Source organism: Eubacterium sp. AF22-8LB, assembly GCF_003458715.1.
Classification (GTDB): Bacteria; Bacillota_I; Bacilli_A; order Erysipelotrichales; family Erysipelotrichaceae; genus Holdemanella.
Genome location: NZ_QRVI01000004.1, coordinates 40,060 through 59,754, shown reverse-complemented (window position 1 = coordinate 59,754; position 19,695 = coordinate 40,060). Strand labels below are relative to the sequence as shown.

Here is a 19,695-nt window from a genome sequence, read left to right as displayed (position 1 = left end):
CCTACTCTACACTATTTCCGACTAAATTACGGCCTTGTCCATTAAAGAAGTTTGCACAATCCATGACTGGCTTTCCTTCCATTTGACAAGTTTCAATCACAAGTGTACCTGAATGAAGTCCAATTCCTAGTTTGTTCTTGCCAATCTTGACTAAAGATGCGAATGAATTGGCTTCCTTCAAATAACTTGCCTTTAAGATTTTAAATTTCTTTCCTTTTAATAATACATAGGCACCTGGCGCATCGGAGAAGGCACGAATTTGATTTAAAATATGTTCATCATCCTGATTCAAATCAATATGCTCCTCTTCTTTTGATAAAACTGGTGAAAAGATTACTTTACTTTCGTCTTGCTCTACATATACAGCCTTTCCGGAACAAATTTCTTCAAAATGTTCAAGTAATAGTTCACTCGCACAAATTCCCATCTTATCAAATAAAGATGTGGAATTATCACTAGGCAAAATTTCAATTTCTTTTTGAGCTAAGACAGGACCCGCATCCATTTTTGGTGCCATTTTCATTAAAGACATACCACTGACCTTATCTCCATTCCAAATAGCTCTTTGAATTGGTGCTCCCCCTCTATATTTAGGAAGCAAAGAACCATGAAGATTGACACAACCATACTTTGGTAGATCCAATACTTCTTTCGGTACGATTTGTCCATAGGCACAAGTGACAATTAGATCGGGTTCAAAATCGAGAATGGCTTGATAATCCGATTTAATTTTGATCGGTTGAAATACAGGGATACCATATTCTAAAGCTACTTCTTTAACTTCCGAATAAACAACCTGTTGTTTACGTCCCTTTTTTTTATCTGGCTGCGTTACTACTAAGCCTACATGTATATCGTTTTCTAACATTGTTTTTAATACGACACTAGCAATTTTGGGTGTTCCCATAAAAATAATGCGTCTATTTTCCATATATATCACTCCAATACTAGAGTATTATAGCGTATTTTTGCGAAGTTGTGTTGCAATAAATCGAGAAATTTGCTATAATCCATTTGCAATTTATGTCAGGAGGTGCACTTCATGCCACAGATTAAATCTCAAAAGAAACGTGTCTTAACAAATAACAAGGCTCACAAATTAGTCGTATCTAAAAAATCAGCATTGAAATCAAGTATTAAAGCCGTATTAGCAGCTGTTGATGCTAAAGATAAAGAAGCTGCTGTAGCAGCTTACAACGACTGCAGTTCAAAATTGGACAAAGCCGTAGCTAAAGGTATTCACCACAAAAACTACGCTAGCCGTCAAAAAGCACGTTTAGCAAAAGCTATTAACGAAATCGCGTAATGAAGGATTAAGAAGTCATATGACTTCTTTTTTTTTATAAATCGAACCTTTTTTACATCCTAAAATGTTTGAATAACACCTTCACTTTTTCACACATTTCATTTTTGCTAATTAAAAAAGAACAAGGACTATTCCTTGTTCAACATTAAGTTTAGACAGAAGTATTCAAAGCCATCATCCTTATCAATCTTACCCATTTTCATTTGTTGATCAAAGTCAGCTAATAAAGATAGATTGTAAAGTAAGGCTTCGCTTGAAAAGCGCATAGCCTTCTGCATATTGATCTTTACACGATACGGATTGGCCTTTAGCTCTTGGGCAATGGTTGCCTGCGCCTTGCCTTCATCCATTAATACGCGTACTTGAAACAGAAAGCGAATTTGACTAGCAAGTAGTGCCACTATGGCTACGGGCTGCATATTCAGCTTTCTAAAGTTACGGTAGTAGGCTAACAATAAAATTCCATTTTGGCTAAAGAAAGCTTCCACCATTTTAAAAATATCATTCATCGGTTCTACGACTAATAAATTTTGTACATCTTCTAACGTCGGGTTTTTAGAATAGATTGAAATCTTTTCTATCTCATTTTGAATACACATGGGATCCAAACCCATTCTTGATGTCATCCAATCTAATGTTTTAAAATCAACCTTTACACCATACTCCTTTAATTTATCCTGCACATAAAACTTTTGTGACTTTTCATCCAAAGCTAGACAAGAATATAATGTAGCCACATTACTGATTTCCTTGACCTTTTTCTTTCTAGAATCCAATTTATCACTTGGACAAACCAGCACAAGAATCATCTCTGTGTCTTTTCTTAAAAGAAAAGGATCCACTTCATAGCTTGTCGTATTCTTGCTCGATAAGAAAGTACAATTATTCACAATAATCATCTTATCATCATCAAAAATCGAATAGGCGTCTAAATCCTGTAAAACAGAAGATATATCATCGGTTTGTGCATCATATACATTCACATTTTCTTCTATATGATGTCTTTTTTTAATCGCATCCAGCTTCATTGAAACCATGCTTTTGTCTTTTCCGTATAAAATATAAATCATATAATTATTATACCAAACATTCCATCGTTTGTGACAACAAATCCAAAGTGATGCAATGTATAAATCGCAATACTTCCACTGGTATTTGTACATAATGTATTTATATTTAAGCTTTGTAAATTCTTTAATGTTTCTGTACTCGGATGATTATACTTATTCTTATAACCCGCACTGATAATGGCTAATCGACAATCGAGTTGATTTAAAAATTCTTCATCTGAGCTTGTATTCGAACCATGATGCCCTACCTTAATGACATCTGCCTTTAAATCATACATATCTAGCAATTGTTTTTCTATATCCTTGCTGGCATCCCCCATAAAGAGATAAGTAAAGTCATCATAAGTAAAATAACTAATGATACTATTATCATTTTCATCTTTAGCTATTCTATCTTTCAGCAACAAATAAAACGGATAATTTACATGTACTTTTTGATCTGATTTTCGAATAACTTGATTAATTTTTACTTTATCCTTAAGACTTTCATAGCCCCCACTATGATCATAATCATCATGCGTTAAAATAAGTGTATCAATTGTCTTGATATTTTTATTTTCAAGAAACGGAACAATGATACTTTCTACATTGTCACGATACAGATTTTGACCACAATCAATCATTACTACACTCTTTCTAAAGGGTTCTACAATAATACTACAGTCTGCCTGGCCAATATTGAGTGTATAGACTTGAAAGAAGGGGCAACAAAATATTTCGAATAATGGAATTAATAAAATACAGAGATATTTATATTGAAAATGTTTAAGACATTGAATATAAACCATTATAAAAGAAAAGATAAAGAATGCTTGAGGTGCATAATGCAGTGTGATATCCATAAGCTTAAAATCAACAAGCTTTGGAATAAAGAATCCAAAAAGAAATAAAAGCCCATATAACTTTCTTAACAGATTGAAACAAAACAATGATACAAGGTTGATCTTTTTAAAGTAGATCATTAAACAACATACAAGTACTAGCTTTTGTACGAGCCATTTATGTTCAGTACAAAAATAAGATACGAACTGCAACAAAAGAGGTACTACAAAGGAAATAGAAAGAACTTGTGTTGGATAGATGGTTGAAAATAAAAGAATGGTACTTGCAATTTGATTTTCTTTTGTTTTAAAACAAAGACAGCTCAATTGATACAAGATAAAGCGTGACAAGGAAAGTGTATAGACAAAAAGAGAACCAAATCCAATACTGAATATAAGTAAAAGGATTCGAATGTGTTTTTCATCGTACTTTCTTTTCAATAAAGAGAACACAATATAATAAGCACTCATATAGCCATAGCCAAGCATTGTATAGATTTGATCAATCGATTCATTGTGGATTCCATAATAGAGGGATAGACAAACATCGGCATTCTTTCTAGATTTAATCAATTGATACATCTTCGATTTTAATGAATGGGAATGTTTTATAACTACAATATCCTTCGTCTTATAGAATATATTCTTAGTTTGATTGTATTTGGCAAAAGAAAACAAGGTGAAATTATCATCTGTATGGATGGGTTCAAAATGTTTTATTTCTATTTGATCCTGAAAACTTAAATCTTGATTGGTATGGACTAACACTTTACTTTTATGATTACTCGCAATACAATACCCTTTCTTAATTTCGATAATGTAATAGATTCCACAGTCTGGTGTTTTCGGTATTTGAATTCTAAATATAGATAGAAGCATTAAAATTAAGAAGAGAAACAATACTCTTTTATCTTTGAATCGTTCGTATAAATAGATAAGAAAACAAAAGCTAAAACATACAATACACAGAGGATCTTGTAAGATCAAACAAGCCAAATAGCCTAATGATAGTATCAACATCATAGACAAATAGCATCCTTGATTTTATTAAAGAGACCATCCCCTATGCCTTTGACTTCCTTGATTTGTTCTAACGTTTGAAATGTATTGTTCTTTCGATATTCAATGATTCTAGACGCAATGGAAGGGCCAATGCCAGACAAGGTTTGTAGCTCTTCTTGTGTAGCACTATTAATAGAAATCTTTGGCTGTTCTTTCTTTTCTGGAATCACAATAACATCCTTATCTTTCAACACCTGTGTATAAGAAAGACTGGAATCATCACCATTTTCTAATAGGCCACCACTTGCATTGATTAAACTTGATATAGTGTCCTGGAATTTGAGTGTATAGACACCTGGATTTTTTACAGCCCCCTTGATTTCAACTTGCATTAAAGTGGGTTTGGCTTCTTGTAAGGTAATAGGGGTATACCGGTTGAAGCATGTAAAGACAAAGAAAATGAAAGCACAAAAAAAGAGAAGAGTTCGTTTCATATATATCACCCTTCTCTTATACGTTATTTTTTGATGTTTTTTTACTTAATTTCTAAAATTTCTACATCATAAGGTTCTTCAACACGTTTTACTGTACAAACATCTCCTACCTTGTGATCCATGATCACTTCTGCAAGAGGTGTCGTGTTTGAAAGCTTACCATTGAATGGATCGGCTTCAATTGTACCAACGATTGAGAATGTAACTTCTTGGTTGTCTGATTTATCTAAAATCTTAACAACAGAACCTAATTTAACGACATTCTTTTTATTTTTCTTTTCCGCACCGTCTGATTCTGAAATGATTTCGGCATTTTTGATCATTGCCTCTAATTCACGAATACGACCTTCAACCTGTGCCTGGTGTTCTCTGGCAGCATCATAGTCGGCGTTTTCAGACAAGTCACCTTGTGCACGAGCTTCCTGTAACTCAACGATAACTTCCTGACGAACTTTATGAACTAGGTTTTCATGTTCATTAACTAAATCATTATAACCTTCTTGGGTAACGTAAAATTTTTCATTTGCCATGTGGTATCACTCCTTGTATTTAGCACAAAAAATTATAACATAATCCTCGGATTATGCAAAATATTGTTACAGATTTAAGCCTAATCTTTCGCAGATTTGTTGGTGCTCTTCATATGTTTTTGAATAATGCACTTTTCCATCTACCTTATTGTAGATATCTGCCGCAAAGAATAGGTATCCACCTTTTCGATCTGGATTTAGCACGGCTTGAAATGCTTCTTCCCCCGGATTTAAGATAGGTCCAACAGGCAAGCCCTCATTCATATACGTATTGTATGGTGAATCCATTTCAGGATTGGTTTCACAATCCTTTGGATCATTAAAATCATCATACAACGCATAACATACAGTTACACTGGATTGTAGCTTCATATTCTGATCTAAACGATTATAGAATACACCTGCAACCTTAGCCATATCTTCCTTTGAACCTGCTTCAAATTGAACAACACTTGAAAGCGTTACAATTTGATGTACAGACATGTTGCTCTTTTTAAAAGCCTCTTTATTTTGTTTATACATCAATTCAAAACGATCTAACATCACACGTGTAATATCATCAATCGTAGCATTCTCTTCTAAATAATATGTATCTGGGAATAAATATCCTTCTAATTTGACTTTATAGTTGGAATTATTTAAATCATCAACATTTAAGAAAGAATAATCCTTCGCCAATTTTTGAATGTATGAAACATCATTCCATTGACTCAAGATTTCTTCGGCTGAATACTTTCCGTTATAAACCTCTGATATTTCAGCTGCAATTTCCTTAGCCCATTTACCTTCCGGTATTTTCAATACTGTGGTATCCTTCTTTAATTTCGTGCTGTCTTGAATATAGCTTAGAATTTCTTTTGTATCCATACCATTATTCAATTCAAATGTACCGGCCACAAAATTTGTATTGTGACTTAACTTTGCGTAAAACTTTGTGACACTTGGATTTGAAATTAAATTGTCTTTTTTTAAATTTTGTACAACCTCATCAAGCGTATCTCCGCTTTCAATTGTGAATACTATTTCCTTATCCCCGCTGCCCGTACTTGATAGTCCTGTCTTGATCATAAAAATACTACCAAGCCCGGCGATAATTAAAATGCTTACAACAACGATTAGAACAACTCTTACAGAATTGACCTTTCGCCTAGTCGGCATTTTCCTCGTCCTCAACAAATGTGTTGATTACTTCTTCAACCATTTCCCATTCTGCTTCTGTTTCAATAGGAATCAATTGACCCTTGTCATCATAACGAGATGCGAATACTTCACCCTCATCATTTTCTGGGTCTTGGAAAACAACATATTGACAACCCGTTTCATCACTGTCAAAAGTGAAAAGAATGGTCATCTTTTTTTCGTTTCCATCTTCATCATATACATATAAACTATTTGAATCTAACATACATTACTTCCTTTCAAAAATAAAGGAGGACATTAAAATCCCCCGTTTTGTCTGTCCAAAAAACTCTGTAAAATTTGAACGGCAGCCATCTGATCAATTACTTTTTTACGTTTCTTTCTAGAAACATCCGCTTGAAGTAAAATTCTCTCGGCCGCAACCGTTGTAAGTCGTTCATCCCATAGATGAACTTTAATCCCTGAAGATTCTAATTTCTTGGCAAATTCACAAGATATTTCACCACGAACACCGATATCTCCATTCATATGCTTTGGCAAGCCTAAAACTACTTCTTTGACTTTATTTTCATTTAATAGCTTTAAAACTTCTTCTAAACAAGCATCATAATCATCCGATTCAAAACGTACGGTCGTTAAAGCTCGACACGTAATATGAAGCGCATCACAAATCGATACACCACATGTTTTTGAACCCAGATCTAAACCAATGATACGATCCATTATTTCTCTAAATAAGCACGTACAAGTTCTTCAATGATTTCATAACGTTCGATCTTTTGAATCAAGTTACGAGCATTCTTGTGAGAAGAAATATACGCTGGGTCGTTACTGATCAAATAACCAGCAATCTGATTTTCTGAATTATAACCACGTTCTTCCAAAGCATCACTTACTTCGCGTAGAATCATCTTGATATTTTCACGACGAATCTCCTCCGTAGTAAATGTCATTGTTTCGGTAATGTCTTTCATAATTTCACACTCCTTAACACGTTTTTATTATATATGAATCTCAATCAAAAAGAAAGCGATTTAGTACAAAATGGCATGTTAGGCACCCCAAATACAATAGATACAATCACTTTTTTGTTGAATATCCTCTAAAATAAAGATCCATTTTGGACAAGAATAAAGATTTCGCTCACGATTCTTTATCTCAACAATCGTATCCAGCTGGATTTTCAGCATTCTTCTTTCAAAATCCTCATACGATTTATTTTGCACATCTAACCCAAATACATCATACATTAAAGAATATTCTTCATCTTGAATTTCATCTAGATCTACTTGAATCTTTCGCATATTTAAGCCTCTTCAAATTGCGCATTGTATAACTTCGTATAGAAGCCATTACGCTTCATCAATTCATCGTGACTGCCCACTTCGACAATATCACCATGATCCATAACGATAATATTATCTGCATCACGAATCGTAGACAATCGATGCGCAATCACAAAGCTTGTACGACCCTTCATCAATTCATCCATACCCTTTTGAATCAAGACCTCCGTACGTGTATCTACACTGCTTGTAGCTTCATCCAAAATCAAGATCTTAGGATCGGCCAAGAAGGCACGGGCAATCGTCAATAATTGTCTTTGTCCTTGACTTATATTGCTTGAAGACTCATTTAATACAGTATCATAGCCATGATCTAAAGTACGAATAAAATGATCGACGTGTGCTGTTTTAGCAGCCGCAATGACCTGTTCATCGCTAGCGTCTGGCTTACCAAAACGAAGATTTTCTAGAATACTACCCTCAAATAGCCATGCATCTTGTAATACCATACCAACCATACTGCGTAAGCTGCTTCTTGTATATTCTTTAATGTTATGGCCATCAATATAGATGGATCCTGAATTCAACTCATAGAAACGCATCAATAATTTTACAATCGTTGTCTTACCAGCTCCAGTAGGACCTACAATAGCGGTTGTCTGGCCTGGCTTGATATACATTGAGAAATCATTAATAACAATTTTATTTGGATCATATCCAAAACAAACATTCTCAAAAGTAACCTGTCCTTTGACATCGTTTAATACAACTGGATTCGAGGCATCTTTCGATTCTTCTTGGGCAGCCAAGAATTCAAAGACACGCTCTGCAGCCGCTGCTGTACTTTGAAGCATATTCATCGATTGTGAGATTTGTGAAATAGGTTGTGTAAAGTTACGAGTATAAGTGATAAAAGATTGTATGTCACCAACAGCAATCTCACCACGAATTGTTAAATATCCTCCAAGAATACATACACCGACATAGCCAATATTCCCAATCAAATTGGTTAATGGCATCATTAAGCCAGATAAAAACTGACTTCTCCAAGCACTTGTATACAATTGATCATTGTATACTTTAAAAGTTTTAAGTGAATCTTCTTCCCCGTTAAATGCCTTTACAATCGTATGCGCGGCATACATCTCTTCAATATGTCCATTGACTTGTCCCAATGATTTTTGTTGGGCCTTGAAATATCGTTGTGATTTTTTAACAACAACCATCACTAAAACCATACTTAACGGAATAACAACTAAAGCCATCAGTGTCATCTTCCATGAAATACTTAACATCATCACTAAGAATCCAATGATTTGTACAAAGCTAGAAACCATAGTCGATAATGATTGGTTTAAAGATTGTACTAAAGTATCCACATCATTGGTAAATCGAGATAGAATGTCTCCATGACTATTTTTATCAAAGTAAGACAAAGGTAAACGATCTATTTTTTGATTCATTTCCTTACGAAGCTGATATCCCATTTTATTAGATACACCACTCATTAGCCAGCCTTGTAGATAAGAGAAGGCTGTACTCATCGCATAAACAGCTAGTAGTAAGGCGCATGTTTTTTTGATCGCATCAAAATCAATACCACCCTTACCCTGTACTTTATTCATAAATCCTTGTGCAATTTCCGTAATAATATTACCTTGGATTTTAGGTCCAATAACCATAATACATACGGACACAATGGCACAAATAATACCAATCAAAAATGAGAATTTAAAAGGTTTGATGTAGTTTAAAAGCTTCTTCATTGTTCCCTTGAAGTCTTTTGCCTTTTCACCACCGCCACGCATTCTATGGCCACCCATTGGTCCTCTTGGACGATTGTTTTGTTTCGAATTAGACATTGGCAAGTTCCTCCTTTGTCAACTGGCTAGACGCAATCTGTTGATATACCTTACAAGATTCCATCAACTCTTCATGTGTTCCTTTACCTACCATTTTTCCCTCATCCAACACAATGATTTGATCCGCATGCAGAATACTTGAAATACGTTGAGCCACAAGTAATACAGTACTCTTTGTTTCTTTACAAGAAGCAGCTAGAGCCTCTCTAAGCTTTGCGTCTGTTTTAAAGTCTAGTGCACTAAAGCTATCATCAAAAATATAGATTTCTGGCTTGCGCACAATGGCACGGGCAATCGAAAGTCTTTGTCTTTGTCCACCGGATACGTTGGTACCGCCTTGGTTGATTTCACTATGAATACCCTCAGGTTTCTTGTTTACAAACTCACTACTTTGAGAAATATCTAGAGCACTCTGAATATCATTCTCACTTGCATCTTTCTTGGAATACAATAGGTTGGACTCAATATCTCCCGATAGTAACATCCCTTTTTGTGGAACATAGCCAATACGACTTCTTAAATCGGCTTGTTTGACATCACGAATATCGACACCATCCACTAAGATCGACCCACTCGTCACATCATAGAAACGTGGTACTAAGTTAATTAATGTTGATTTACCAGAGCCAGTACTTCCAATAAAGGCTGTGGTTTGTCCTGGTTTTGTACTAAAGCTAATATCACTTAACACATCCTCATCGGCTCCTGGATATCTAAAGGATACATTGTCAAAGGATACAACACCTCGCATAGAAGATGAAAAATCACAAGTATTTTCTTTATCTGTAACAGTAATTTCACTGCTTAATACTTCTTGTATACGTTGTGCACTGACATTGGCACGAGGAAGCATAATTGTGACCATAGTAATCATTAAGAAGGCCATAATGACTTGCATCGCATACTGCATAAAGGCCATGATACTTCCCACTTGAATAATGCCGGCATCAACTTGTTTTGAGCCAAACCATAAAATCATCAATGTTGTACCGTTCATTAAAAACATCATGATCGGCATCATAATCGCCATAGCTCGTGTTGTGAATAAGGAAATAGAAGTAATATCTGAATTGGCTTTATCAAATTTTTCTTCTTCAATCTTCTCATTATTAAAGGCACGAATAACCAACATACCATCCAACAGTTCACGAACAACACTGTTCATTTTATCGATCATTTTCTGCATAACCTTAAATTTAGGCATGACAATCATAAAGATCAATAAGACAACGCTTAAAATCACAACCACACATAAAGCCAGAATCCAAGTCATATTGGCACCCGATTCAATGACGTGTAAAATGGCTCCTACACCAATAATGGGTGCATACATGACAATTCGTAAAAACATAACGATTGTCATTTGAAGCTGTTGAATATCATTTGTAGTACGTGTAATCAAGCTAGAAGTACTAAATGTATTTAGATTTTCATTTGAGAAATGCGTAACCTTTTCAAACACAGATTGACGCAAATTTTTAGAGAAGCCTGCCGCAATGCGTGATGCCAAAAAGCCAACTAGAATGGCACAAACTGCACTAGCTAGGGCATAGCCTAACATCTTGATTCCAGAAGAAATAATATAGTCCTGTTGGATTTTTTCCATATCCATGCCTAGATCTGTATATTCTTTCTTTAAGAATTGTGAGCTCATACTTGATACTGTAGAAGTTCCTAATTTAGAAATCTCGGATTTTGCGTCTTTTCTATATGTATCTACACCATTCATCATAAGAAGTTGTGGAATTTGTACATTCTGTTTAGAAGCTGCTTGACTCACTTCCATCACTGTCATTTGAAGTAGAGTTAAGCAATCTTCAAGAGAAGATTTCTTCGTATCATTAATATCTTTTAATAGATATACATTTTCCTTTTTCAATGCAGGAATTTCTGATTTTAAATCCTTACTTGCCGATGCACTTTCAACTAACTTATAGCTTGAAGTAATCAAATCCTTTTCTGAATCCGTAGCGAACATCAAAAAAGAATTCAGTGTCTTTTCACTGATTTGTTGATAGACACCACTTTCAATACCCGAATTCTGAATTCCTGTATTGACAATGTTTTGCATATAATCTGGCATTGTTAGCTCACAAGTAGCTTGACCAAACAACAAACCAAACGCAAGTAAAATAGAAAACCAATATGGCTTTAAATATTTCAATATTTTCGTCATTTATTTTCCTCCATATACTTATTTGTCTTGATTAATATATCTCTTAGATGCGCACAGTCAGACTTTCCTAGATAATCCAAGTAATGATATACATTCTCTACATGTGTATCCATGCGCTTTTGAAACATATCAATAGCTTCCGGAACAATTTGAATATAAACCGTTCTACGATCCGTATTCGAATGCACCCTTTGAAGAAGCCCCTTCTTTTCAAAGCCAGCCACCATCTGCGAAACAGCTGCCGGAGATACACCCAATATACTTGCTAATTCACTCATCGTAATCTGATGATTTTCAGCTCTATAAATCGTTTTAAACAACATCACATCCTTCAGTCGCGGTCCATCTTTACAATGGCGGTTATTACGAACATAGTTTGTGATGGTATACGTTAGATCAAACATTAAATCTAATACTTCATCTTGAACTTGCATAATGCCCTCCAATTTACTTAAGTTACTTAACTATATACCTACTTAACTATTAAGTCAATAAAAAAAGTATCTTTAGAAATCTCTGATAAAAATGATGCATTACTAGCTGATCAAACACTAGAGAATGCTCATAATGCATATCCAGAAGCAACACCCTTAGTACATTCAGACAGAGGTTTCGCGTATACAAGACAAGTATATAAATTTAAATTGGATGAATATGATATGTCACAATCTATGTCACGTGTATCAAAGTGCATTGATAATGATGTGTGTGAAGGTTTTCAGGGACAATTTAAAGATATGTTGTTTATCCTATATCCAAACATCACTTCCAAAGAAGAGATGAGACAAGCTATCAAAGGAACGCTAGATTACTACATCAATCATTATCCACAAAAAAGATTAAACGGTAAAACTTGTGGACAAGTACGAAAAGAATCGCTAGAACAAAATGAATTTACACAATATCCAATTATTCCAGCAAGAAGATATGTCAGATACTGGAATGAAATTGAATCAAAGAAGAAACATCAAAAAGAAATTATTATAGAAGAAATAAAAAACAATCCAAACCAAATTGGAATGGGTTGTTGATCGATGAGACTTTTAAATATTTCCCATGTCTACTTGACTAGGGTTGTATCACTTTACTGCTCTAAATACTATTAATATAATAAATATAATCGAATTATTGATTACTTTCTTTATTATCACTCAACACAGGAGGAAGAATAATTGGTACATTACCAAATGTTCCTGTTATATTCGCAATCAATTGCGAAAGAAATGCACCTAGTTCAATTTTATCAATTAAAAAGCCAGCTCTTTTCTTAGCATATTCTAACATCTCGTCAGAATCTTTAAAATTATTCTTCGTTGTTTTATCCAAGAAAAAATCTCCAATCATAGAAGCTCTTATGAACGGATTATCATTTTTGTTTAATGTCAAAGCTCTTTCTATCTTAACACTTATTTTTTCATAATCACAAGAAATTACTTCTACAGTTTGTTGGATATCCATAGGATAGCCTTCTTCAATACTTTTTTGTTCTGGAATAAACGCAGAATCATAATTGATTTTATCTACTTTAGCATTAACACTAATTATTTGTAATTTGTTATTTTCCATTGCCTTACCTCCTGTTATGCTCCAAAACACTTCAACTTTAATTTTGAAGAGTTTGGTACTTCCTTATTCCAAGAGCGTAATCCGATTGGTTGATACTCTGAAATATTGTATCCTGTTCTTATTTCATCAACACTATGTTTGATGTTTTTAATCATGTTAAACATTTCTAAGGAGTATGAATCTCTACCTATTTTCTCGCTAATAGCCGTTTGTATATATGAATTTAAACTTACTCCTTCACGTTTTGCATTTTCAATTAATTGTTTATGTGTTGTTTTTGCTACTCTTAAAGCAATCTTGCCACTTGGTAAATCAGTTTCTAATGTTGGAACAGGTGCCTCAATTCCTTCTGATTTTAAACATTCAAGGTATACTTGTTTAGAAATTTCAGCATCAGCAATTGCTTCTTCTACTGTATCTCCTCCACCAACGCAACCTTTTAAATCTGGATACTCAACACACCACTCAGTTCTTCCATCATCAAAATGAATTGGATAAACTTTCATTGGATATTCCATTTTACATTTCTCCTTTTTTATCTTTAATTTCATCTACTAGTTCAATAGCTTGTTTAACATATCCTGCCTTTACTGTATTTCCATGTTTTGGGACTGGGAATGGTCTGCTTAACAAATCATGTTTAAATATTACATGACTAGTCCCATCATGACTTTTTTTAAAAAAGCCAAAATATATTAAATATTTTTCAAGTTCTGAGAAACTAATCTGATCACCGGATCTATAATTCTCAATTTTTTTAATTAATTTATCGATCTGTGACATATTTCCCCTTTCTTGCGTGATATCATATATAATATCACTACAGTTATGTTACGCCAATTTCGAACTATTTTCAACCAAAAAGTAGATAAAATAATTCCCTTATTATTGAATTTATTGTATATATAAAACGCCTAGAGTTTGTCTCTGGGCGTTTGATTTATACTATCCTAACTTCTTAAGGATGTTATCTAATTGTGTTTTTGTCATTTCTAGCTTTTCTGTGTAAGAAGCTAGTTTTTCTTTTTCTGCATTGACCTTAGCTTCTGGAGCTTTATTGACAAATCCAGGATTTTTCAACATACCTGAACAACGTTTGATTTCGTTTTCTAGGCGTACGATTTCTTTTTCTAGTTTTCCCTTTTCTTCTTCTAAGTCAATTAAAGCGTCCATTGCGACTGTTAATACAGCCTTTTCGATTGTACGAGATAGTACATCTTCTGTATTTAAGTCTTCTTTTACTGTAGCGTGTGCCATACGTACAAGGATGGCTGTTGATTCTGAATTTAGTGCTACATAGCCATTGTCGTTGTGTAGTGAGATTGTTAAGTCTTCACTTGGTTTCATTGAATATTCAACCTTGATTTCACGAACGGTTTGAATAGCACTGATGACTAATGCCATTTCGTCTTTTTCAGCATCTGTATATTCAAACTCAACTTTTTCTGGCCATGTTTCTACGTTTAAGCTTTCTTTATCGTGTGGCAAGTTCAAATAGATTTCTTCTGTCACAAATGGCATGAATGGTGATAATACTTTTAGAATTCCCATCATAACTGTATAAAGAACGGCTTTTGTGTTGGCTACTAAGCTTTCGTCTTCTGAATATAGAGTGGCTTTTGATAGTTCAATGTACCAGCTGCAGAAATCGTCCCATACAAAGCTATATAGTTCGTTTCCTACAATTGCCAATTCGTATTTGTCCATATTTGTTGAAACGTGGTCTAAGACTTCGTTAAAGCGTGCTAAAATCCATTTGTCTACGCTGTTAGCCTTAGTCATGTCTAGTTCTGGTTTTGTATCCCCAATTTGCATTTGAACATAACGAGCTGCATTCCAGATCTTGTTGATAAAGTTCCAGCTTGCATCCATCTTTGTTTCGTCAAAACGTAAGTCTTGTCCTGGAGTTGAGTTTGTAGTTAAGAAGAAACGTAAGGCGTCAGCACCCTTTTCTTGAATCACATCCATTGGGTCAATTCCGTTTCCTAATGATTTAGACATTTTACGTCCTTGTGTATCACGAACAAGTCCATGGATCAATACATCTTTGAATGGACGGTTCTTCATGCAGTAGCGTGTTTGGAATGCCATACGTGCTACCCAGAAGAAAATAATGTCATATCCTGTTACTAATACGTCATTAGGGAAATAACGTTCTAGATCGGCTGTAGTTTCTGGCCAGCCAAGTGTTGAGAATGGCCATAATGCACTTGAGAACCATGTATCCAATACGTCTTCGTCTTGTGTCCAGTTTTCAATGTCTTTTGGATCTTCCATTCCAACATAGATTTCACCTGTTTCTTTGTTTGTCCATGCTGGAATTCTATGTCCCCACCATAACTGACGTGAAATACACCAGTCTTCAATGTTTTCTAGCCATTGTTCAAATGTTTTATTGAAACGTGGTGGTACGAAGTTGATTCTTTGATCTTCAATTTCTTGATTTTTTAATACCTCTTCAGCCAATGGCTTCATCTTAACAAACCATTGCTTGCTTAAGTAAGGTTCTACAATAACACCTGTTCTTTCAGAGTGTCCTACTTGGTGTAAGTGTTCTTCAATATGATCAACTACACCTGCTTCTTTAAAGTCATTTACTAATGCTTCACGACATTCAAAACGATCCATACCTGCGTATTTACCGCACATGTCATTCATAGTTCCATCTGGATTCATACAGATTGGCATTGGCAAGTTGTATTTTTTAGCTAATGCGAAGTCGTTAGGATCATGTGCCGGCGTACATTTCATAACGGCTGTACCGAAGCTCATATCAATATAGTCATCTGCCATAATTGGAAGTTTGTCTCCATTTGCAGGGTTGATCGCATGCATTCCAACGATATCTTTATATCTTTCATCGTCTGGGTGAACAAAGATTGCTTGGTCGGCAAACATTGTTTCTGGACGTGTTGTCGCAATGACTAATTCTTGTCCTGTTTCTACGACTTTATATTTAAAGTAGTACATGTGACCCATGATTTCTTTATGTTCTACTTCGATATTACTCAATGCAGTTTTAGCTTCAGGGTCCCAGTTAATGATTCTTTCACCTTGATAGATCAATCCATCATTATATAGGTCAACAAAGACTTTACGAACCGCATGGCTTAATCCTTCATCTAATGTAAAGCGTTCACGACTATAGTCTAAAGATAATCCTAATTTAGCCCATTGGCTACGAATAGTAGAAGCATATTCTTCTTTCCATTCCCATGCTCTTTCCAAGAATTTTTCACGACCAATGTCATAGCGTGAAATGCCTTCTGATTTTAAACGAGCATCCACCTTTGCCTGTGTTGCGATACCCGCATGGTCCATACCTGCAACCCAGCATACATCGTATCCTTTTAATCTTTTATAACGACATAAAATATCTTGTAAAGTTGTATCCCATGCATGTCCCAAGTGTAGCTTTCCAGTTACGTTTGGTGGAGGGATCACAATACAATATGGGCGTTTTGTCATATCGCCCGCTGTGAAATACCCTTTTTCAATCCAATTTTGGTATTTATCATTTTCTACTGCTAAATGATTATATTTTGCTTCCAACGTCATCCACAATCATCCTTTCCGTAAATATAAAAAAGCACATCCCCATAGGACGTGCTTGACGTGGTACCACCTAATTTTATTCTCATTCACATTAACGCTGTGTCACGAAATTTACTACTTCAGTTCATAAATTCAACTCAAAGACTACCTTCATTTACCCAATACACAAGCTTTCACCAGACGCCTGCTCTCTAAAGAATCAGTATAAATTACTCCTTCTTGTCATCGCTTTGAGTTTAGTTTATCAAAGAAATAGTGAAAACTCAAATCATTTTGAAAAATAAGTTGTTTTCTACTCCCGTTTACTATATGATGATTAAAGAAAGCGGTGTAAACATGGAGAATCAATTATACAATCAAATCAAGCAAGTTCATGAACAGTATATTAAAGAACAAAATCGTTTAGAAGATGAAATCGATCGATTAAGACGAGAAATTGTTTGTCTAGAAAATGAAGACGAAATCGAAGCCTTAAACAAGCTAGTAAAAATCGATGATATCAAGCGTAAGATGGTTGTAGAATTTATTCATAGCTTAGATAAGATTGTGGAACAATAATATCCACAATCTTTTTTCTTTAAACCCCATCTACAAGGATGAGATCAAAAACAAATATCAGTTTTCAGATATTTATACACATCCTCATTCCATTCCTTTAATTCCTTAGGACTTGTGATATATAAGCTTAATGCCTCACAAAAGAATTCATTCGCATTATGAATGCCCAAATCATAATATTCAACACCATTATCTTCATAGAGCTTTTTAAACTTCTTTGATGAAGAATAATGATACGTATCATCTAAGATATGCCCAATTTCATGTACTAATACAGCCTTATAATCCTTGATGGACTTCGTTCTTTCATCTACTAACAATATCACCGTATTGTCTTTATAATTGCCATCCACGATCTCTTCATCATTGATTTCAAATGAATCTAAATCACATAAGACAATGGATTTACATTCCTTCTTTAGTGGATCTGGCAATGAATTGTATTGCTCATTCACTTTTTCGCAAAGCGTTTTATCTGCAGAACCATCTGCAGAAACTATTGATTTACTACAACCCAATAACGATAAGCATAATAATAAGATGAACCCTTTTTTCATGTTTCCTTTTTTCCTATTCTATGAGTTCACAAACAATTCCCTTATCTAGCTTTAGCCATACCTTTCCCTGTGCCTCATCCTCAATCTTGTCATATAATCTTCCTGCACTATAGCTTTCTCCAATGACAGTATATGGACTATTGGCAACATAACCAATCTTTCCTAAGCCAGGATAGTTTACACTGATTGCTTCTTTATCATATTCATTATCCTTTTCTTTCTTTAAATATACGACCATTTCTCTTTCTAAAAATGAATCTCCATAATAATGATTGAATCCGGTAATTGTGAAATACATGTTTGACATATGCTTGTCCTCCTTTTGACTCCACCATATATCTTTAATTGACATTATATATGTCTAAATATAAAATAAATCAAACTATTTCGATCATATACCATGGGACTATTTGGAAAATACATAATCATTCGATAAATATAATACGCAATCATAAGAATGCACCAGATTATCAATAGGATTTTAATAATCTTCTCATTCTTTCGAAAATAAACACAAGCCAAAAAAATAAGCATGGTAGGTATTAAAAGTGCATGGTAGTACAAGGATCGTTCCATATCCGTATGAAGAAGATAGTAGAGGCTTGTTGTCATATTGCATCCTGGGCATGGTATACCCGTTATGGTTTGAAAGGGACATTTATAGAAGAATAAAAGAAGGAATAGTAGTACCACTATTCCTAATTTCTTAATTTTTTGCGAAGTCATTGATATTACTTTGAATGATGCAATAAGAGATCAATGGAAGTCCAAAGATAGATAGAATCAATAAGATGACACTATCATCACTTGGATGTGTTCCATTGCTGCGTGTTAGGCTTGAAATTAATTTACCCGCTTTATACATGTAGTAAAGTTGGTAAATGCCACATGTCACAATACTTAAGATAAGAACAAGACCGCCATCCGATCCTTTTTCCTGTCCCTGGCTTTCACATAGTTCATTTAAATCTTTTGCCAGGCAGTATAACCAATATAGACAATAGAATCCGCATGTCACAAAAGATAATAAGATGCATAGGCCAATATTCTTTTCTTTAACACTTGTATATGCATATGTCGATGTAGCTGTATTTGTATTTGTAAATACAGGTGCTACAGGACTCTTAGTAGCAAGCTCCGTATTCTTTAGGCGAACCCAGTCTTGCATGCCAGTCTTCCATACAAAGCTATCGTTATTTAATACACCACGTGAAATCATGCTCTTCATTTCTTCTAATGAGAATGGTCCCTTTGAATCATTATTTTCTACATAGTACCAGTCTTTTTCTGTATCTACATGTAAGAATTCAGCTAATTCTGTATCCTCAAGCTTTTTCCAGTCTGTCATACTTGCTTTCCAAACTAAAGTACTCGCTTTAATTTCATTCGATTCAAGCTTCGCCTTCATTTCATCTAATGTAAAAGATCCCTTAGAATCATTATTTTCTACATAATACCATTCGGATACAGGTGGTTGGGATGATTCAGATTTTTCTTCATCCTTAGATGTCTCTGTAGTTTCAGACATCTCTTCAGTTTGTGTCTCATCCACAATTTCTAATGGTTCAACAATTTCTTCTTCAACCTCAGCTTCCGTTTCAACTTCAACCTTTGTTCCACAATTCGAACAAAACTTTGCATCATCGCTTAATTTGTGCCCACAATTTTTACAAAACATAAATAATACTTCCTCTCCGTAGTAATATACTTATTATAAAATGAATGGAAATATAACTCAACAAAAAAATAAAGCTCGAGAGATTCCCGAGCTA

Annotated in this window: 24 protein-coding genes and 1 other annotated feature; of the genes, 3 read left to right on the top strand and 21 right to left on the bottom strand. The window is 34.5% G+C overall.

Annotated features, from left to right (window positions below; translation table 11 throughout):
* Nucleotide 1: 1 nt before the first annotated feature.
* Nucleotides 2-931: a methionyl-tRNA formyltransferase gene (gene fmt / locus DWY01_RS02445; protein ID WP_117992750.1), complete on the bottom strand. Its 930-nt coding sequence runs from the start codon at nucleotides 929-931 to the stop codon at nucleotides 2-4.
* 111 nt (nucleotides 932-1,042) lie between these two features.
* Between fmt and rpsT the strand changes: the two genes are divergently transcribed.
* On the top strand, nucleotides 1,043-1,306 hold the full coding sequence (gene rpsT, locus DWY01_RS02440; protein ID WP_117992749.1) for a 30S ribosomal protein S20: 264 nt from the start codon (nucleotides 1,043-1,045) through the stop codon (nucleotides 1,304-1,306).
* 128 nt (nucleotides 1,307-1,434) lie between these two features.
* On the opposite strand, the gene holA is transcribed toward rpsT, so the two are convergent.
* The 12 genes from holA to DWY01_RS02380 all read right to left on the bottom strand — a co-directional run bounded on the left by holA (nucleotide 1,435) and on the right by DWY01_RS02380 (nucleotide 12,121).
* Nucleotides 1,435-2,376 (bottom strand): DNA polymerase III subunit delta, encoded by a 942-nt coding sequence (holA, locus tag DWY01_RS02435; protein WP_158553640.1) that lies wholly within the window; start codon nucleotides 2,374-2,376, stop codon nucleotides 1,435-1,437.
* Nucleotides 2,373-4,220, bottom strand: a complete 1,848-nt coding sequence (locus tag DWY01_RS02430; protein WP_117992747.1) for a ComEC/Rec2 family competence protein — start codon at nucleotides 4,218-4,220, stop codon at nucleotides 2,373-2,375. The genes holA and DWY01_RS02430 overlap by 4 nt, the downstream gene beginning before the upstream one ends.
* The gene (locus tag DWY01_RS02425; RefSeq protein WP_243001943.1) at nucleotides 4,217-4,591 is read right to left on the bottom strand and encodes a helix-hairpin-helix domain-containing protein; all 375 of its coding nucleotides are present in this window, start codon (nucleotides 4,589-4,591) and stop codon (nucleotides 4,217-4,219) included. Before DWY01_RS02425 ends, DWY01_RS02430 begins: the two co-directional genes overlap by 4 nt.
* Before the next feature lie 143 nt (nucleotides 4,592-4,734).
* Nucleotides 4,735-5,223, bottom strand: coding sequence for a transcription elongation factor GreA (greA, locus tag DWY01_RS02420; protein WP_117992745.1), 489 nt, complete (start codon nucleotides 5,221-5,223; stop codon nucleotides 4,735-4,737).
* 66 nt (nucleotides 5,224-5,289) lie between these two features.
* Nucleotides 5,290-6,381 carry an endolytic transglycosylase MltG gene (gene mltG, locus DWY01_RS02415; protein WP_117992744.1) on the bottom strand — a complete coding sequence of 364 codons (1,092 nt, stop codon included), beginning with the start codon at nucleotides 6,379-6,381 and terminating at the stop codon, nucleotides 5,290-5,292.
* The gene (locus DWY01_RS02410; protein WP_117992743.1) at nucleotides 6,371-6,628 is read right to left on the bottom strand and encodes a DUF1292 domain-containing protein; all 258 of its coding nucleotides are present in this window, start codon (nucleotides 6,626-6,628) and stop codon (nucleotides 6,371-6,373) included. The genes mltG and DWY01_RS02410 overlap by 11 nt, the downstream gene beginning before the upstream one ends.
* A 32-nt stretch (nucleotides 6,629-6,660) precedes the next feature.
* Nucleotides 6,661-7,086, bottom strand: coding sequence for a Holliday junction resolvase RuvX (ruvX, locus tag DWY01_RS02405; RefSeq protein ID WP_117992742.1), 426 nt, complete (start codon nucleotides 7,084-7,086; stop codon nucleotides 6,661-6,663).
* Nucleotides 7,086-7,337 carry an IreB family regulatory phosphoprotein gene (locus DWY01_RS02400; RefSeq protein WP_117573013.1) on the bottom strand — a complete coding sequence of 84 codons (252 nt, stop codon included), beginning with the start codon at nucleotides 7,335-7,337 and terminating at the stop codon, nucleotides 7,086-7,088. Before DWY01_RS02400 ends, ruvX begins: the two co-directional genes overlap by 1 nt.
* Before the next feature lie 78 nt (nucleotides 7,338-7,415).
* Nucleotides 7,416-7,667, bottom strand: coding sequence for a hypothetical protein (locus DWY01_RS02395; RefSeq protein ID WP_117992741.1), 252 nt, complete (start codon nucleotides 7,665-7,667; stop codon nucleotides 7,416-7,418).
* Between the two features lie 2 nt (nucleotides 7,668-7,669).
* Complete coding sequence (locus DWY01_RS02390) at nucleotides 7,670-9,511, bottom strand: ABC transporter ATP-binding protein (RefSeq protein WP_117992740.1); 1,842 nt, start codon at nucleotides 9,509-9,511, stop codon at nucleotides 7,670-7,672.
* A complete protein-coding gene (locus tag DWY01_RS02385; RefSeq protein WP_117992739.1) occupies nucleotides 9,504-11,687 on the bottom strand; it encodes an ABC transporter transmembrane domain-containing protein in 2,184 nt (727 codons plus the stop codon). The genes DWY01_RS02390 and DWY01_RS02385 overlap by 8 nt, the downstream gene beginning before the upstream one ends.
* Nucleotides 11,684-12,121 carry a MarR family winged helix-turn-helix transcriptional regulator gene (locus tag DWY01_RS02380; protein ID WP_117992738.1) on the bottom strand — a complete coding sequence of 146 codons (438 nt, stop codon included), beginning with the start codon at nucleotides 12,119-12,121 and terminating at the stop codon, nucleotides 11,684-11,686. Before DWY01_RS02380 ends, DWY01_RS02385 begins: the two co-directional genes overlap by 4 nt.
* Before the next feature lie 225 nt (nucleotides 12,122-12,346).
* Between DWY01_RS02380 and DWY01_RS11945 the strand changes: the two genes are divergently transcribed.
* On the top strand, nucleotides 12,347-12,718 hold the full coding sequence (locus DWY01_RS11945) for a hypothetical protein (protein ID WP_243001942.1): 372 nt from the start codon (nucleotides 12,347-12,349) through the stop codon (nucleotides 12,716-12,718).
* Between the two features lie 94 nt (nucleotides 12,719-12,812).
* On the opposite strand, the gene DWY01_RS02370 is transcribed toward DWY01_RS11945, so the two are convergent.
* The 4 genes from DWY01_RS02370 to DWY01_RS02355 form a co-directional block, all read right to left on the bottom strand.
* On the bottom strand, nucleotides 12,813-13,253 hold the full coding sequence (locus DWY01_RS02370) for a hypothetical protein (protein ID WP_117992737.1): 441 nt from the start codon (nucleotides 13,251-13,253) through the stop codon (nucleotides 12,813-12,815).
* 14 nt (nucleotides 13,254-13,267) lie between these two features.
* Nucleotides 13,268-13,771: a toxin-antitoxin system HicB family antitoxin gene (locus DWY01_RS02365; RefSeq protein ID WP_158553639.1), complete on the bottom strand. Its 504-nt coding sequence runs from the start codon at nucleotides 13,769-13,771 to the stop codon at nucleotides 13,268-13,270.
* Between the two features lies 1 nt (nucleotide 13,772).
* The gene (locus tag DWY01_RS02360) at nucleotides 13,773-14,036 is read right to left on the bottom strand and encodes a type II toxin-antitoxin system HicA family toxin (RefSeq protein WP_117992735.1); all 264 of its coding nucleotides are present in this window, start codon (nucleotides 14,034-14,036) and stop codon (nucleotides 13,773-13,775) included.
* Nucleotides 14,037-14,198: 162 nt separating this feature from the next.
* The gene (locus DWY01_RS02355) at nucleotides 14,199-16,811 is read right to left on the bottom strand and encodes a valine--tRNA ligase (protein ID WP_199519838.1); all 2,613 of its coding nucleotides are present in this window, start codon (nucleotides 16,809-16,811) and stop codon (nucleotides 14,199-14,201) included.
* A 39-nt stretch (nucleotides 16,812-16,850) separates the two neighbouring features.
* Nucleotides 16,851-17,043, bottom strand: a binding site (T-box leader).
* A 101-nt stretch (nucleotides 17,044-17,144) separates the two neighbouring features.
* Here DWY01_RS02355 and DWY01_RS02350 point away from each other — a divergent pair.
* Nucleotides 17,145-17,366 carry a hypothetical protein gene (locus DWY01_RS02350; protein WP_117992733.1) on the top strand — a complete coding sequence of 74 codons (222 nt, stop codon included), beginning with the start codon at nucleotides 17,145-17,147 and terminating at the stop codon, nucleotides 17,364-17,366.
* Between the two features lie 44 nt (nucleotides 17,367-17,410).
* Here DWY01_RS02350 and DWY01_RS02345 read toward each other — a convergent pair whose 3' ends face one another.
* The 4 genes from DWY01_RS02345 to DWY01_RS02330 are packed head-to-tail and all read right to left on the bottom strand — an operon-like array spanning nucleotide 17,411 to nucleotide 19,601.
* The gene (locus DWY01_RS02345; RefSeq protein WP_117992732.1) at nucleotides 17,411-17,923 is read right to left on the bottom strand and encodes a hypothetical protein; all 513 of its coding nucleotides are present in this window, start codon (nucleotides 17,921-17,923) and stop codon (nucleotides 17,411-17,413) included.
* 13 nt (nucleotides 17,924-17,936) lie between these two features.
* Entirely contained in the window at nucleotides 17,937-18,230 is a 294-nt protein-coding gene (locus tag DWY01_RS02340) for an HIRAN domain-containing protein (RefSeq protein ID WP_117992731.1), read from the bottom strand.
* A 44-nt stretch (nucleotides 18,231-18,274) separates the two neighbouring features.
* Nucleotides 18,275-18,649: a DUF2752 domain-containing protein gene (locus DWY01_RS11940; RefSeq protein WP_117992730.1), complete on the bottom strand. Its 375-nt coding sequence runs from the start codon at nucleotides 18,647-18,649 to the stop codon at nucleotides 18,275-18,277.
* Entirely contained in the window at nucleotides 18,630-19,601 is a 972-nt protein-coding gene (locus DWY01_RS02330; protein WP_117992729.1) for a GYF domain-containing protein, read from the bottom strand. Before DWY01_RS02330 ends, DWY01_RS11940 begins: the two co-directional genes overlap by 20 nt.
* Between the last annotated feature and the right edge of the window lie 94 nt (nucleotides 19,602-19,695).